General features: G+C 61.7%; 12 protein-coding genes. 4 read left to right on the forward strand and 8 right to left on the reverse strand.

Annotated elements, in window-relative coordinates:
* Positions 1 to 3: 3 nt before the first annotated feature.
* Genes AC4AMJ_RS09550 through AC4AMJ_RS09560 form a run of 3 tightly spaced genes read right to left on the reverse strand, consistent with a single transcriptional unit; the run spans position 4 to position 2,917 of the window.
* Entirely contained in the window at positions 4 to 798 is a 795-nt protein-coding gene (locus AC4AMJ_RS09550) for an enoyl-CoA hydratase-related protein (RefSeq protein ID WP_489917919.1), read from the reverse strand.
* Positions 795 to 1,679 (reverse strand): fumarylacetoacetate hydrolase family protein, encoded by an 885-nt coding sequence (locus AC4AMJ_RS09555; protein ID WP_489917920.1) that lies wholly within the window; start codon positions 1,677 to 1,679, stop codon positions 795 to 797. Before AC4AMJ_RS09555 ends, AC4AMJ_RS09550 begins: the two co-directional genes overlap by 4 nt.
* The gene (locus tag AC4AMJ_RS09560; protein WP_489917921.1) at positions 1,676 to 2,917 is read right to left on the reverse strand and encodes a CaiB/BaiF CoA transferase family protein; all 1,242 of its coding nucleotides are present in this window, start codon (positions 2,915 to 2,917) and stop codon (positions 1,676 to 1,678) included. The genes AC4AMJ_RS09555 and AC4AMJ_RS09560 overlap by 4 nt, the downstream gene beginning before the upstream one ends.
* Before the next feature lie 156 nt (positions 2,918 to 3,073).
* Between AC4AMJ_RS09560 and AC4AMJ_RS09565 the strand changes: the two genes are divergently transcribed.
* The 3 genes from AC4AMJ_RS09565 (at position 3,074) to AC4AMJ_RS09575 (ending at position 5,702) form a co-directional block, all read left to right on the forward strand.
* Entirely contained in the window at positions 3,074 to 4,321 is a 1,248-nt protein-coding gene (locus AC4AMJ_RS09565) for a DUF3500 domain-containing protein (protein WP_489917922.1), read from the forward strand.
* Positions 4,318 to 4,746, forward strand: a complete 429-nt coding sequence (locus AC4AMJ_RS09570) for a nuclear transport factor 2 family protein (protein WP_489917923.1) — start codon at positions 4,318 to 4,320, stop codon at positions 4,744 to 4,746. The genes AC4AMJ_RS09565 and AC4AMJ_RS09570 overlap by 4 nt, the downstream gene beginning before the upstream one ends.
* 137 nt (positions 4,747 to 4,883) lie before the next feature.
* A complete protein-coding gene (locus AC4AMJ_RS09575) occupies positions 4,884 to 5,702 on the forward strand; it encodes an alpha/beta hydrolase fold domain-containing protein (RefSeq protein WP_489917924.1) in 819 nt (272 codons plus the stop codon).
* Positions 5,703 to 5,808: 106 nt separating this feature from the next.
* On the opposite strand, the gene AC4AMJ_RS09580 is transcribed toward AC4AMJ_RS09575, so the two are convergent.
* From AC4AMJ_RS09580 to AC4AMJ_RS09590, 3 genes are read right to left on the reverse strand one after another with little or no spacing between them, the layout of a single operon-like run.
* Positions 5,809 to 6,834, reverse strand: a complete 1,026-nt coding sequence (locus AC4AMJ_RS09580) for an NAD(P)-dependent alcohol dehydrogenase (protein ID WP_489918405.1) — start codon at positions 6,832 to 6,834, stop codon at positions 5,809 to 5,811.
* 21 nt (positions 6,835 to 6,855) lie between these two features.
* Positions 6,856 to 7,602: an iron-sulfur cluster assembly protein gene (locus AC4AMJ_RS09585; protein WP_489917925.1), complete on the reverse strand. Its 747-nt coding sequence runs from the start codon at positions 7,600 to 7,602 to the stop codon at positions 6,856 to 6,858.
* A 1-nt stretch (position 7,603) separates the two neighbouring features.
* The gene (locus tag AC4AMJ_RS09590; RefSeq protein WP_489917926.1) at positions 7,604 to 8,662 is read right to left on the reverse strand and encodes an amidohydrolase family protein; all 1,059 of its coding nucleotides are present in this window, start codon (positions 8,660 to 8,662) and stop codon (positions 7,604 to 7,606) included.
* 185 nt (positions 8,663 to 8,847) lie between these two features.
* On the opposite strand from AC4AMJ_RS09590, the gene AC4AMJ_RS09595 reads away from it, so the two are divergent.
* Positions 8,848 to 10,353, forward strand: a complete 1,506-nt coding sequence (locus tag AC4AMJ_RS09595; protein WP_489917927.1) for an AAA-type ATPase lid domain-containing protein — start codon at positions 8,848 to 8,850, stop codon at positions 10,351 to 10,353.
* A 120-nt stretch (positions 10,354 to 10,473) separates the two neighbouring features.
* Here the strand turns inward: AC4AMJ_RS09595 and AC4AMJ_RS09600 are convergent, their stop codons facing one another.
* Both AC4AMJ_RS09600 and AC4AMJ_RS09605 read right to left on the reverse strand, forming a co-directional pair.
* A complete protein-coding gene (locus AC4AMJ_RS09600) occupies positions 10,474 to 11,454 on the reverse strand; it encodes a PDR/VanB family oxidoreductase (RefSeq protein WP_489918406.1) in 981 nt (326 codons plus the stop codon).
* A gap of 180 nt (positions 11,455 to 11,634) precedes the next feature.
* Positions 11,635 to 13,212, reverse strand: coding sequence for an FAD-dependent monooxygenase (locus AC4AMJ_RS09605; RefSeq protein WP_489917928.1), 1,578 nt, complete (start codon positions 13,210 to 13,212; stop codon positions 11,635 to 11,637).
* Between the last annotated feature and the right edge of the window lie 282 nt (positions 13,213 to 13,494).

Below are 13,494 nucleotides of genomic sequence, written 5' to 3' on the forward strand. Positions count from 1 at the left end.
GGCCTACACCCCGGTGAACCGCGGAGCGCGCTTTGCCATGAAGGCCGCTTGGCCCTCCCGAAAGTCGTTTGAGTCGGCGCAGGCGTCTACGTAGGACTGAGCGATTGCAGCCCTACCAGGGTCGGCACCCACAGCGATCGATGCTTTCGCGGCGCGGATCGACATCGGAGCATTCTCGGCAATCGCCGATGTCATTGCAGTTACTGCGGTTTCGAGTTCCTCCGGCGGGACCACGTCGTTCACCAGTCCCATGGAATGAGCCCGCCGCGCGTCGATCCTCTTCCCCGTGAAAAGGATCTCGGCAGCGTTCCCGGGCCCGACGGTGCGCGCGAGCGCGTTGGTGAGAGCTACCGGATAGCCGATGCCCAACCGCGCAGCGGGAATGGCAAACGTACTGGTCGTTGAGGCGATTCTGATATCTGCTGCCATCGACAGCGCAACACCTGCGCCCAAGCAGTAACCCGAGATCATTGCGACGACCGGCGTTGCCGATTCCGACAGACCCAGGAAGAGACTCGACACAGCATCCGAATTCTGTTGCCGCACTTCGTCCACATTCTGCTGCGATTCGAATTCGGAAATGTCTGCGCCAGCGGCAAAGGCATCCGAGCCTTCACCGCGCAACACCACGGCTCGAACCGACGAGTCACCGCCCAGTTCTCGAAGGGTTTGGTCGAGCTGCGCCATCATCGCCGTGGAGAGCGCGTTGTGCTTCGTGGGGTTGCTGAAGGTGATCCACGCAACTGACGATCGGATATCGAGCAGTATGGCTCCGCGTGTGTCAGATGTCTGGGTCACTGCCGCTGTTCTTTCACATAGGTGTTCTTGCAGGCGCCGATACCTTCGATTCGTACTTCAAACGTATCGCCGTCGCGCAGGAAGAGGCGCGGCTCTCGAACCGCTCCGACGCCGGCGGGGGTGCCGGTGAGAATCACGTCGCCCGGTTCAAGGGACATGAAGATCGTGATGTATTGCACCAGGTCGCTGACCGAGAAGAGCATGCTGCTTGTCCGGTCGTCCTGCACGATGCGACCGTTGAACAGTCCGGTGATCTGCAGATCAGGGTTGACGCCACCGAGTCGCTGCGCCGGTATGACCACCGGCCCAAGGGGGGTAAGTCGCTCCCAGGCCTTGCCGGCTGTGCGTTGCGCCGTATGTACCTGGAAGTCACGCACCGATCCGTCATTGGCGGCTGTATAACCGAACACTACGTCCGCGACCTCCGCAGCGCTGACACGTCGGCACTTGCGACCGATCACGACTGCGAGTTCGCTTTCGAAGTCGATCTGGTCGGATTCCTCCGGCAAGGGCACCTCCGCGTGTGGACCCGATAGCGCGTTGGCCCATTTGGCGAACAGGTCCGGATAGGCGGGCGAACTCGTCCGCCCGCCTTCAGCGACGTGAGCGGCGTAGTTTTGGCCGACACAAATGATCTTCCGAGGGTTTTCGATTGGGCTCACCAGCGATAGATCGTCCAAGACCACCTCGGCGCCGGCTTCGACTCGATCGGCCCGGCCATCGCATGCGGCCAAGAGCTCCGGAAGGTCCGAAAACGTGAGTCCGTCCACGGTTGCGGTTCTTGCAGCCGACGTGCCCGGAGCAGTGAGCACCATGACCGATCTTCCGTCGACGAGAGCGCGGCCGAGACCGCTGCCGTCCTGTGAATCCAGCAGACTCATGATGAAATCCCAATCTCCTCGTGTGCCTTGACATCGTGTGGCGTCGCCACAACGCCAGCGGTGACCAGGTCGTGAACTTGTTGTTCGTCGTAGCCCAGCTCAGAGAGCAGCTCTGTCGTTGATTGGCCAAGCAGGGGAGCACGTCCGCGTGCCCGGGGCGCACCGTCGGCGATGACCGGAGTGTTGACTATCGTGTCGTGGCCGTGGAGGTTGCGATCCTTCGGGAACATTCCACGGACTGCATATTGCGGATCGGCCACGACCTGATCTATCGAATTGACCGGGCCGCAGGCGATTCCTGCCGCTCGTAGCGTCTCTATCCAATGATCTCGCGACGCTGTTTCGAATCGTCGTTCCAGAATCGCGCTGAGGGCGTGACGGTTCTGGAATCGTTCGTACTCCGTCGCGAATCGTGAATCATCTGACAGGTCAACGCCGAGGACAGCGCATAACCGTCCCCACGACCGTTCCACGGCGCCAATGACAAGCGCTTCGCCGTTGAGGCATTTGAACTCTTGGTACGGGGCAGCGAGCCGATGAGCGGTACCCAGAGGCCCGGGCACTTCCCCCGTAGACGCGTAGTCCGCCACCTCCCACACCGACCAGGCCGCGACCGTGTCGGAAAGCGCCACGTCGATATGGGAGCCGGCTCCGCCCGCCCGCACACGCATCAAGGCTGCCAGGATTCCGATTGCCGCCCACATCCCGCAGCCGAGGTCGGAGACCGGGTACCCCGACTTCGCAAGCTGCCCGTCTTCGGAGCCGGTGACGCTCATGAGTCCCCCGTACGCCTGGGCAACGAGGTCGATCGCCTTTGCGTCACGCATGGGTCCGAACTGACCGAAGCCCGATATCGAGGCGTAGACCAGGTTGGGACAATCCTCTGCGAGATCGTCGTACCCCAGGCCGAGAGACGACATCGCGCCGGTCCTGAAGTTCTCCACCAAGACATCGCTGTTGCGCGCGAGCTTCTTCAGAATGTCTCGACCAGCGTCAGTCTTGAGGTCGACACCCAGACTTCCCTTGTCGCGATGAGTCATCGCAAAGGGAAGGGGGATCCGATCGGGACCCATCGTTCGACGGCGCATGGCATCGCCGTCGACCGGCTCGATCTTGATCACGTCGGCGCCAAGGTCCGAGAGAATCATCGAGCAGTACGGCCCCGCCAATGCTCCGGTCACATCAAGCACACGAACCCCCTGGAGGAACGGCGCGACAGTCGACATCGTGTGGGGCATGACCACCCTCTTCCTGGAGCACGTAGCTCCTGTCCGATCCGCCCTGCGGACCACTGGACCAATTTACGGTCTAGTGGCAAACTATGCGACAGACGGTCGAAGCGTCAAGACACACCTCTGAGTCTGCGACGACGAACCAGGAGAATGGAGCGATCAATGGGGTCACACTTTCGTGATTATCTGCCTGAGGCATCCCGCTACGACGGCCTGACTGAGCTCGACGCTCGCGGGTGGGCCGACACGATGCGAGACGATCCGGTAGCCGGGCCCGCCGTGGCGGCTTGGCTCGACCTCTTTGAAACCGCGACCTTCACCGGCATCACCTCCGACGGCTCACCAGTGCCCGATCTCTTCCCACTCGGGACCAACGAGAACGCCCCGACCACAGTTGCGACGAAAGCTGCGGAGGCTCTCCTTGACGCAGTCTCGCCGTCCCAACGGGCAGAGTTGCTTCACCCACTGGACAGCAAGGTGTGGCGCGCATGGATGAATCCGGAATTCTATGTCAATCGCTTCGGCCTGCGCTTAGAAGAGCAGACAGATGAGACTGTCGATTTGGTTCTGAATCTACTTCGTGAGTCTCTCAGTCCGGCTGGCTACGCCAAAGCGCGGACTGCTATGCACCTCAATGGATTCCTGGGTCAAATCGTCAACCTACCCAAAGTCCTGAACGAACGCAGCTATAACGTCAACATCTTCGGCACCCCCTCAGAGAACGAGCCATGGGGTTGGAGTCTTTATGGGCACCACCTGTGCCTTAATTCGTTGTTCATTGGCAATCAACAGATACTCGCTCCCGTGTTCTTCGGGGCCGAACCCAATCACATCGACAGCGGACCCCACTGCGGGACATATCTATTCTCGAATCTCGAGAGCGCGGGTCTCAACATCATCAACAGCCTGCCGTCGGAGCTGGCCCAGCGAGCCGTCCTCTATAACCTGAAGAGAGACCCACTGATGCCAGCCGGACGTATTCATCCAGGAGATGAATTACACCTCGGTGGTGCCTTCCAAGACAACCGAGTCATTCCCTATGAAGGCGCACCGGTATCCGACTTTCCACTCTCTGTGCAAGAGGACACCGTCGATCTCATCAATCAGTTTCTCGACTACCAGCCCGACGGGCCCCGCACGGCACGTTTGGAAGCGGTGCGCGAACACTTGGATGAGACCTGGTTCAGCTGGATTGGCGGCAGGTCGGTCGGCGACGCGTTCTACTACCGCATCCATAGCCCCGTCATCCTGCTCGAGTTCGACCATCACGCAGGAGTGTTTCTGACCAATACCGAACCCGAGCCGTTCCATATTCACACAATCGTGCGGTTCCCCAATGCCAACGACTACGGCGTTGACCTTGTACGGAGACATACCGGCTCCGCACACCTCCTGGACGGTCCGGCATGAACACCAACGAGTCCGACTGGACAGAAGCTGACGCAGCCTGCCGTCAAGTCATCGTTGCGTTCGCCTACTTCATCGATCACCGTCAGTTCGATCAGGCCGCTGATCTTTTCACGGAAGACGGCACCTGGAACAGACACGGCGACGACCTCAGAGGTCGCGCACAGATCCGGTCCGTACTCGAATCCAAGCCGGGCGACCAACTCGAACGCCACGTGTTCACCAACATTCACTTGGATCATCACTCGCCCACAACGTGCTCGGCAGTGAGTTACGTTCAGATCTTTCGAGGAACGGCGGCTGTCGACAATACCGTCCCTGCGCCCAGTTCCTGCGCCCTCGGCGAGTTCCACGACGAACTCGTCAGGACCGCAGACGGCTGGAAGTTTGACTATAAAACGGCCACACCTGTCTTCAAGCTGTTGTAGAAGAACCGGACCTCGTCGCGCTTGGCAGAGCACGCGCCCACCTCCGGTCCGCACCATCCGCCCGGCTCCGCAGGACACTTGGCAGTCGCCAGCGGGCCACTCACGCACTCCGACCATCGTCCAGTGAAAGAGTATTCATGTTCTCGGTATCTGCTTCCTACGACATCGCCTACGGCGCCGAGCCACTTCAAAAGCTGGATCTCTATCGCCCCGATACCGACAAGCCCGTGCCTGTGGTCGCCTATTTCCACGGCGGCGGATTCCAGGCAGGAGACAAGAAGGACGACGCAGAGAAGCGCCTGATCCCGCTGGCGCGTTTAGGCGTTGCAGTTGCTTCAGTCAATTACCGACTCGCGCCTGACGCGATCTACCCGTCACAGGTGCACGACGCCAAAGCTGCTGTGGCCCACCTGCGTGCCCACGGAACGGATCTCGGGCTCGCGACCGACACAATCGGCGCCTGGGGCGCTTCGGCGGGCGGATACCTCGCGTCGATGCTGGGAACCACCAATTCAGACCACGCTTTGGCCGGCGACGCAGACCCCCAGGCAGTCCGCGTCGACTGCGTGATCAACTGGTTCGGTGGGATCGATCTGCAGTCAAACGCCAGTCGCTCCTGGCTGGAGACGTTGTTGCTCGATCCGCCTGTCGAGAGTGCGCTGTTGGGGATCGAGAATCCTGCCGCGGGAGGCCCAGGAATCTCGGACGCCAGTCCACTGGGCCGAATCAGCAGCGACGCAGTCCCGTTTTTGGTCGTGCACGGTGACCGCGACCGGATCGTGAACATCGGCGAAAGCCAGGCTTTTCATGATCGGCTCGTCCGCGCCGGCGTCGAATCCACTCTGGTGACCCTCGGGGGTGCCGGCCATGAAGCCGGTTTGTTCGACAGCGATTTCAGTCTCAGCATCACCGCCGGTTTCCTCAACACCCATCTCGGTCCTGCGGGCACGGAATGAGACCTTGACCTGCTCCGGGACGGCAACCGCCGGTCCCCAAAGGTCTCGGCCGGCTCGCCGACTGCAAGCCGGCCGAGACCCTGGTGTCAGAGCTCGCAGCACTCGGTTACGGCGTGAGAATGGCTCGTCCGCGTATGCGACCGGCATCGAGGTCGTCGATGGCGTCTTGGAACCGCTCCAGAGGGTACTGGTTGGTGTGCAGATTGACCTTCCCGCGCGCGGCAAGAACCATCAGTTCACACAGGTCGTTGTAGGTGCCCACGAGGTTGCCGATGAAGTTGATTTCCGACGACACGATGTCGATGGTTGGGATGTTGATGTTCTCGCCGTATCCGACGACGTGGTAGTCGCCGGCCTGGCGGAGCATGCGGATGCCTTCGGCGGTGGCGCCGCCCTCTCCGACGAAGTCGATGACTGCCTCGGCCCCCACACCGTCGGTGAGGTCGAGAACTTGGTCGACGTGAGTGCCGTCGGCTACGACGGCGTGGTCGGCTCCGATCGACAGGCCTAGCTTGACTGCGTCGGGGTTTCGGTCGACGACGATGATCTCTGCACCCGATATGGCACTGAGGACCTGAATCCCTATGTGACCCAGTCCGCCTGCGCCGATGACCACGCAGCGATTGCCGGCGCGCAGGCGCCGGGCAGCCTTGGCTGCGGCGTGGTATGCGGTCAGTCCGGCGTCGGCGAGGGCGGCGATTGCGCTGGGTTCGAGCGAATCAGCGATTTTGACGACGCTGCGGGCAGAGGTCTTGAGATATTCGGCGTAGCCTCCCGCAGTGTCGATTCCCGGGAACTGACTCTGCTGGCAATGCACATCGTCGCCTGCCCTGCAGGCGCGGCACAGCCCACACGTGATGAGCGGGTGGACGATCACCTTGTCGCCCTCGGCCACGTTGGTGACTGCGCTGCCGATCGCGTGGACCCATCCGGCGTTCTCGTGACCGATCGTGTATGGCAGCGATACCTGAGACTTCTCGGCCCACTGGCCCTCGAGGATGTGCAGATCGGTCCGGCAGACACCGGCGCCGCCGATGCGGACGATGACATCCCACGGCCCGGTGGCCTCGGGCACGGGGAGTTCGGTGATCTCCAAGTTCTGGTGGTAACCCACCACTTGTACGGCTTTCATCTTCATGGACGTTCCTTGTCGTCAAACTGCGGTTACGGGGAGCAGGTGCGAGGGGTCGGCCGGGCGGGGTGCCTGGTCGGCTTCTGAGCCGGGGTACCGCGTTTGCAACAGTCCCCTGCAGAAATGGGCGTTTCCGTCGACGGAGATGCGTGTCGAGCGGGCGCGGCGGAGGTGCAGCGGCACTTCCTCGGGCGGATACTGCCTGCCCAATTGGTCCACGAGGACATGGTCGTGTGGGTTGTTGGTCAATCCAAGTGCTTCTCGTCGTCGCCGAAGCGCCTCGGTCTGTGGCGTTTCCGGGAGGTCTGCGATTACCACGTCACCCACGGATTGCTCGGTTCGTGTCGGGTCATTGCGCAACATGGACGTCAAGACGCGTTCCATTGCGGCGGTGTGGGCCTTGCGCACGAACGTCATTCGGAGCTCATCGAGACTGTTGTCGGCTTCGTGACCGAAAGTGCCGCAGTACCCGGCGTCGGCTGCCAGACCGCGGTTGATGATGTCGGAGTCGTGGTGGTCGTCGAGCACGACGGTGACGCCGTAAACATCGGGCAGCAGCCGCAGCGCGTCTTTCGCGTCGGACGCCATGAGATAGGCGAAGTTCGGGGAACAGAAGGACGTTGGGAGCCTCAAGTGCACGGTCACACTCCGGTCTGCGTCGACGTGGATCGATCGTACGAAACCCAGATCGGTGATTGGTTCGTCGAGTTCGGGATCCATGACGGTGCCCAGAGCCCGGCGGATCGCGGTGTCATCGATATCGTTCATCTCACGCCCCGACGAGGTGGTCTGCGGCCTCTTCGGCCTTCTCGGCGCCCCGCGGACCAACCTCCGGTTCCGCGGCGTCAGCGATCTGCAGTTCGGGCGGGACCGGGATGTCGTACATCTTTGCGGCGTTGAGACCGAGAACCTTCTTCTTCTGGGTGAGTGTGAGCGCTGGATACTCGCCGAGTTCCTCGGGAATCTGAAAGTCGACGAAGGCCTCGATCAGCCACCGCGGTGTCCACAGCGCGTAGTCGCTGGAGAATTGGATCCGGTCTTCGCCAAGCCAATACAGCAATTCGCCCATGATCTGAGCAAAGTGTTTTGGTCGGGTGTGAATGAACGGCATGGCCACCGCAAGACCCGCATGGACGTTGGGCTCCTGTGTGGCGATCCAGCAGAAGTCCTCGAGTCGTGGCAGTCCGCAGTGTTCGACGACGAAGTTGAGGTCGGTGAAGTCTGAGGCCACGTGATCGACGTCGGCCACGTCGAAGGCGTCACGGTCGAGCGGGCGGATAGTCGGGCCCTTGTGTACGTGGATATTCCGTATGCCCAGCTCGCGGCAGGCCTCGAAATAGCGGTACGCCCACGGGTCGTCAAGCTTGTATCCGCGGGACTCGCCATGCCATTCGGCGGTGTACAGCTTGACTCCTTTGAGGCCAAATCGTTCAGCATCGGCGTGGAGTTGTTCGAGTCCGGCTTCGCCGTTGCGAGGATCGAAGTTGTGGTTGTAGGTCAGCTTCTCCGGGTGCCTCTGGGTCAGCGCCCAGGACTCCTCGGTTTGCCCGAATCCGTTCTTGTAGAACTCGCCGAGGTGGGCCGGCTGGAAGATTGCATGATCGACGTAACCGTCTGTGAACAGGTCTTTCATCAGCCGCTCACCACCCTGGTACAGGTAGTCGTCGTATGGCCACACCTCGGATTCCGGGCTGAGATTGCGGTGGTAGTCGTAAAAGCAGTCGATGAACTGCTTGCCGTGGATGTTGCGTTGGTTCTCCGGTCGCGCGTCCCACAGGGCTACGTGGGCGTCGACGATGAAGAAGCTCTCTCCGTTCTTGGCATACATGTGCGGCTCCATTCGATACGTTTGATGTCGCGTGACGGCCATCACAGCGATGACCTCAATCTAGGTAGGGTCCGGTGAGGATCGGGCGTTGCGATGTCTCAATCTGAGACCCCGCAAAATTGCTCCCGCGCTGTTCCTCTGTAACGTGGGTCACAGGCAAGGTCGGAGTGAAGCAGGCGAGAAGTATGTCCACGAACCACACGAACCCATTACCCGAGCGCGCACAGTGGCGTGCACCCGCTCAGCGCGGTGACACTGTCCCGCCGCGAGTGATGGCGTCCTGGCAGCGCAGTGAAACCTACGGCGTATCAGTCGACGCGATCGAGCCGGTCTTCTCCGGTGACGATGTCGACGATGGGTCGCTGTTCTACGAGTGCGGGAACAGCGTTCTCGAGCAACTGTGGCGCACGCTCGAGACCGAACCCGTGTCCCTCATGCTCACCGACAGCCGGGGTATGGTCCTGAGCCGACGCAGTGGCGATCCGGGGCTGATCGACGCGCTGGACGAGGTCTATCTGGCACCGGGATTCAGGTTCTCCGAACGCGAAGCCGGAACCAATGGTCTGGCGCTGGCGCTGGCCGATAGGGCCCCGACACTCATCACCGCAGACGAGCACTATTGCGCAGATCTCTTCGGATTCACCTGTGCCGCAGTCCCTGTCAACGATCTGACCTCCGGCCAATTGATGGGTACCGTGAACCTGTCGACCTGGTCACGATCATCGAGTCAACTCCTCCTTGCCTTGGCGCAGTCTGCGGCAACCAGTACTGCAGCCTTGATGCGCGCGAGGTCGGGTGGGCATGTTCCGAAACGGCCTGCCCGCGGTGAGGTCTTCTGGGTCAGACCCGCACGCCTGGACACCGACAATGCAATGCCGGTCGGATCGTCTGCACCCTGGTTGACAGCGATGGCAGAAGTCGACGCCGCTCTCGCCTCCGGCAAGACGGTCGCCGCCGTCGGCGAACCGGGTTCGGGACGCGCCGCCTTGCTCGCTCGCGCCCACCAACGCCTCGCGTCCAGCCCTCGAATCCTGAGCGTCAGTCCCCCCGACCCCGGCGACGTGGAAGCCTGGTTGGACCTATGGACCCCAGAGCTGCAGAAGATGGGTACACACATCGTCGTCCGTGACGTCGACACTCTGGCGCGGTGGGGATCGACGCAGCTCGGTCACGCGTTCGAGGAGGCCCGGTCAACAGTCGAACCGAAACAGGGTCCACGGCCTTATTCGATAACCGCCGACGATGTCGAATCACTCCCAGCGGAGTTGGCGGTGCACATCGACGTCGTCATCCGGGCGCCGGCTCTCCGGGAGCGACCCGACGACGTGGAACCCCTCGCCCACCACTTCGCCCAAGAACTACGCGGACATGCACTGACCATCACCCCGACAGCGCTGCGGGCACTGACCAACTATCAATGGCCGGGTAATGTGGCGCAGCTGCGTAGTGTGGTGCGCGCGGTCGCTGCCCGAACCGATGTCATCGATCTGCACCATCTACCTGCGGACGTCATCGATGGACCGCGCCACGGATTGACGCGAATCGAGCAGTTCGAACGCACCGAACTGGTCCGGCGACTGGCAGATCCAACCATGACGGCCGGCGAGGTCGCCGAGGCACTCGGAATGAGTCGCGCCACCGTCTATCGGAAAATCGCGAGGTACGGGATCCGCGTCCGCGACCGATCGTGATGAGCGGCGCGGCGAAATTCGGGCGTCATTAGACCGCGAGGTGACGCTGACCCAGCCCCTATCGGACCGGAGTCCACCTCAGGGCCACTCGTGGCGCACAGTCGACTTCAGCGCGCTGCCTCAAAGGTCCAGCACGAGCCGGTCCGAACACGAACGCGAACAGCAGATCATCATTGTTGACGCTGATTCTTGCTGCTCTGCACTCAAGACCGAGTCTCGGTGGTCGGGCTTTCCTGCCAGCACCTTCGTCTCGCAGGAACCGCAGACACCCTCGAGGCACGAACTCGGGATGTTGATCCCAGCGTCCTCCACCACTTCGAGAATTGAACAATCTACTGGCACAGCGAGAGTCAGCTTGGATTGTGCCAGCTCCACGGTGAACGATCTGTCCACTCCACCCTCGAGGAGATCGCTCTTGGGCATGAAGCGCTCCACGTGGGCAGTGAATCCGGCGAGTTCACGACAACGGCCCTCGACCGCGTCGAGCAAAGGCCCCGGACCACAGCAGTAAACCGCCACGTCCCCGCCGGCTGCAGAGCCGAGCGTCTGCGCCACATCGATGATTCCTGATGTGTCAGCCGGGACGAAGTGAACTCTCTCGCTGTCTATTTCTTGAAGCTCGGATCGAAAGGCCATAGACGCCAGTGCCCGACCGCCATAGACCAACCGCCAGTCCGCTCCCCTGCTCGCCACTGCGCGGATCATGGGGAGGATCGGAGTGATTCCAATTCCACCTGCGATGAAAATGTACTGATCTGCATCGACCAAGTTGAAATGGTTGCGCGGACCACGGATTCGTACGTGCTGTCCCACCTCGAGCTTCTCATGTACGTATTGCGACCCGCCGCGCCCCGATTGCTCCCGTAACACGGCTACTCGCAACTCCGAGCGGCTGGCGGGTTCACCACACAGCGAGTACTGGCGCACCAGTCCGTTGTCCAAAACCAGGTCAATATGCGCCCCCGCCTCCCAGGGCGGCAACTCGTCACCGTCTGACCGCACCAGGGTGAGCTGCGCGACGTCGGTAGCGAGGACCTCCTTCCTTGTCACGACGAGGTCGAACTCCGGCTCCGCTGCGGGCGAGGTAGTCATGACAGGTATCCCAATCTCATTTCGTACAACAGCTTCATCGCCGTTCACAGGCTGCGCATGATGATGAGGAGGCAGGCAGCACAGGGAGATCAGACGAAGGGCCTGGCACTCGACGGACTGGAAGTCGGGCCGCCTGCAGCGAGCGGTGCAAGCAGGGCAGCCCGATCAACCAGTTCAATTATCCGCGCACTAGACGGTCGCAGGCACCTTGCAGACCCACTGGTCCAGTGCCGCTTTGCACTCCGCGGACGCACGATCCGAGTCGCGCTCATTTGTCGCCCACGCAACGTACCCGTCGGGTCGGATGAGAGCGGCTGTGACACTGGCCCATTCGGGCCGCTTTTCTGGCGATCCGAGGGGACCCACATGGACTCTCATCTGGTCCGTTTGAGTCTTCTGATCAACGGCCTGAGCGACGCTGCTTTGTAGGTCCAGCAATACGAATTGGCCGTCTCTGAGCAGTGTGTGGAGGCGATCTTCCGTGCCCGCAAAGTCAAGGTTCGGTGCCCGACAACCCTCGAGAACGTGTCCTTCCGCGGTCGTCCGGGCGTAGGACACCCGGAATCCGGCGTAGCGTTCAGCGAGCGCGTCAACCATCTCCGGGTGTTCGCTCAGCATTTTGGACCAGAGCGACCGGAGCTGTGCCCCGTCCTCGGTGAAAGAGACGGTCATTGTGGTTTGGGCCTGCGTCATCTCGAGGAGGTCAAGTCCGACCTGCCGACGCTCAGCGGCGTAGGTGTCCAAGGTGGATTCCGGGTCAAGCCCTCTGACCACCCGGGCCAGCCGCCAGCCGAGGTTCATCGAGTCCTGAATGCTGGTGTTCATGCCCATTCCGCCGAGTGGGAAGTGACGATGGGCGGAATCACCGGCGAGCAGAATCCGACCGCTCCGATAGGAGTCGGCGAGACGGCTGCTGTTCCCGGTTCGGGCGAGGAAACTCGGGGAATGCATTCCGTAGTCACTGCCGAGGACGGCCTTCACCTTCGACCGCAGCTCCTCGAAAGTGAAGGAGCCTGGCCACCCCGGCTGGACATCGTCGGGCGTCATGCCGATGAAGCGACGGACTCCCGAGGGCAACGCGATCGTGACGACGGTGCCGTTGAGATTCCACTCCTCGAGGAACGGGGTGTCGATTGGATCGTCGAGGAGTACGTCACCGCACCAGATTGTCACTGAGTGGTCGGTGCCCGGGAACCCGATATGTGCAGACTCGCGAACCATGCTGTTCGTCCCATCGCAGCCGACGACATACTGCGCGCGCAGTGTGTAGTCGCCGTCGGGGCCCGCTACGGACAGCACGACCCCGTCGTCAGACGCTTCGATTGCCTTGACTTCGTTGCTGCGTCGGATGTCGGCGCCGAGCTCGACTGCGCGAGCTTCGATCAAGGTCGTCGTCCGCGCCTGCGGCTGGCCGAGAATGAAGTTGAAGTCGGTATCGAGACCTGCGTAGGAAATCAGCGTTGGTATTTGCGCAAAGCTGGCACCCGGGATCTGAGTTCCCTCCGCTATGAAGGTCTCCACCATGCCGCGCATGTCGAAGGTCTCCAGTGTTCGCGGATGAACGGTCACTCCGCGCGCCTGGGGATTGAGCGCCAAGTCCTTCTCGAGAACAGTGACATCGACTCCCCCTGTTCGCAGTTCCGCTGCCAACCACATTCCTGCCGGTCCGCCACCAACGACAACCACTTGGGTATCCACTTTGCTAACTCCTGTGCCTATTGCGCGTAGCGCTGTTTCTTGACGTCTGAGACCGTTCTGGCCGGCCACACCGAAACCACGACTCGTACGCTGCAGAACCCTCTGCATGATGTGATCCGACGCACATCGAGGCAATCGTACGTCCCGGACTGCATTGTGGTCAACCGGTCCGCTATTCGGCCCGATGAGTGGACGCGACGCACCCCGCCTCCACTCCAGTCCCGCGCCGGCAGTCACGCAAACCACCGCGGACGAGCGATCACAATGGGCGATCGAGACCGTTGTCCCGATCGCCCATTGCATAGCCGTCAGCCGACCCTACTCACGGTGCGGCCGCCGACTAGCGTTCTC

It is taken from the genome of Gordonia sp. LMA484 (assembly GCF_058129505.1).

Bases quoted from the DNA above. Each gene is read 5' to 3' on its own strand.
- AC4AMJ_RS09555 (WP_489917920.1), bottom strand. From the start codon at position 1,679: ATGAGTCTGCTGGATTCACAGGACGGCAGCGGTCTCGGCCGCGCTCTC.
- AC4AMJ_RS09560 (WP_489917921.1), bottom strand. From the start codon at position 2,917: ATGCCCCACACGATGTCGACTGTCGCGCCGTTCCTCCAGGGGGTTCGT.
- AC4AMJ_RS09565 (WP_489917922.1), top strand. From the start codon at position 3,074: ATGGGGTCACACTTTCGTGATTATCTGCCTGAGGCATCCCGCTACGAC.
- AC4AMJ_RS09570 (WP_489917923.1), top strand. From the start codon at position 4,318: ATGAACACCAACGAGTCCGACTGGACAGAAGCTGACGCAGCCTGCCGT.
- AC4AMJ_RS09575 (WP_489917924.1), top strand. From the start codon at position 4,884: ATGTTCTCGGTATCTGCTTCCTACGACATCGCCTACGGCGCCGAGCCA.
- AC4AMJ_RS09580 (WP_489918405.1), bottom strand. From the start codon at position 6,834: ATGAAAGCCGTACAAGTGGTGGGTTACCACCAGAACTTGGAGATCACC.
- AC4AMJ_RS09585 (WP_489917925.1), bottom strand. From the start codon at position 7,602: ATGAACGATATCGATGACACCGCGATCCGCCGGGCTCTGGGCACCGTC.
- AC4AMJ_RS09590 (WP_489917926.1), bottom strand. From the start codon at position 8,662: ATGTATGCCAAGAACGGAGAGAGCTTCTTCATCGTCGACGCCCACGTA.
- AC4AMJ_RS09595 (WP_489917927.1), top strand. From the start codon at position 8,848: ATGTCCACGAACCACACGAACCCATTACCCGAGCGCGCACAGTGGCGT.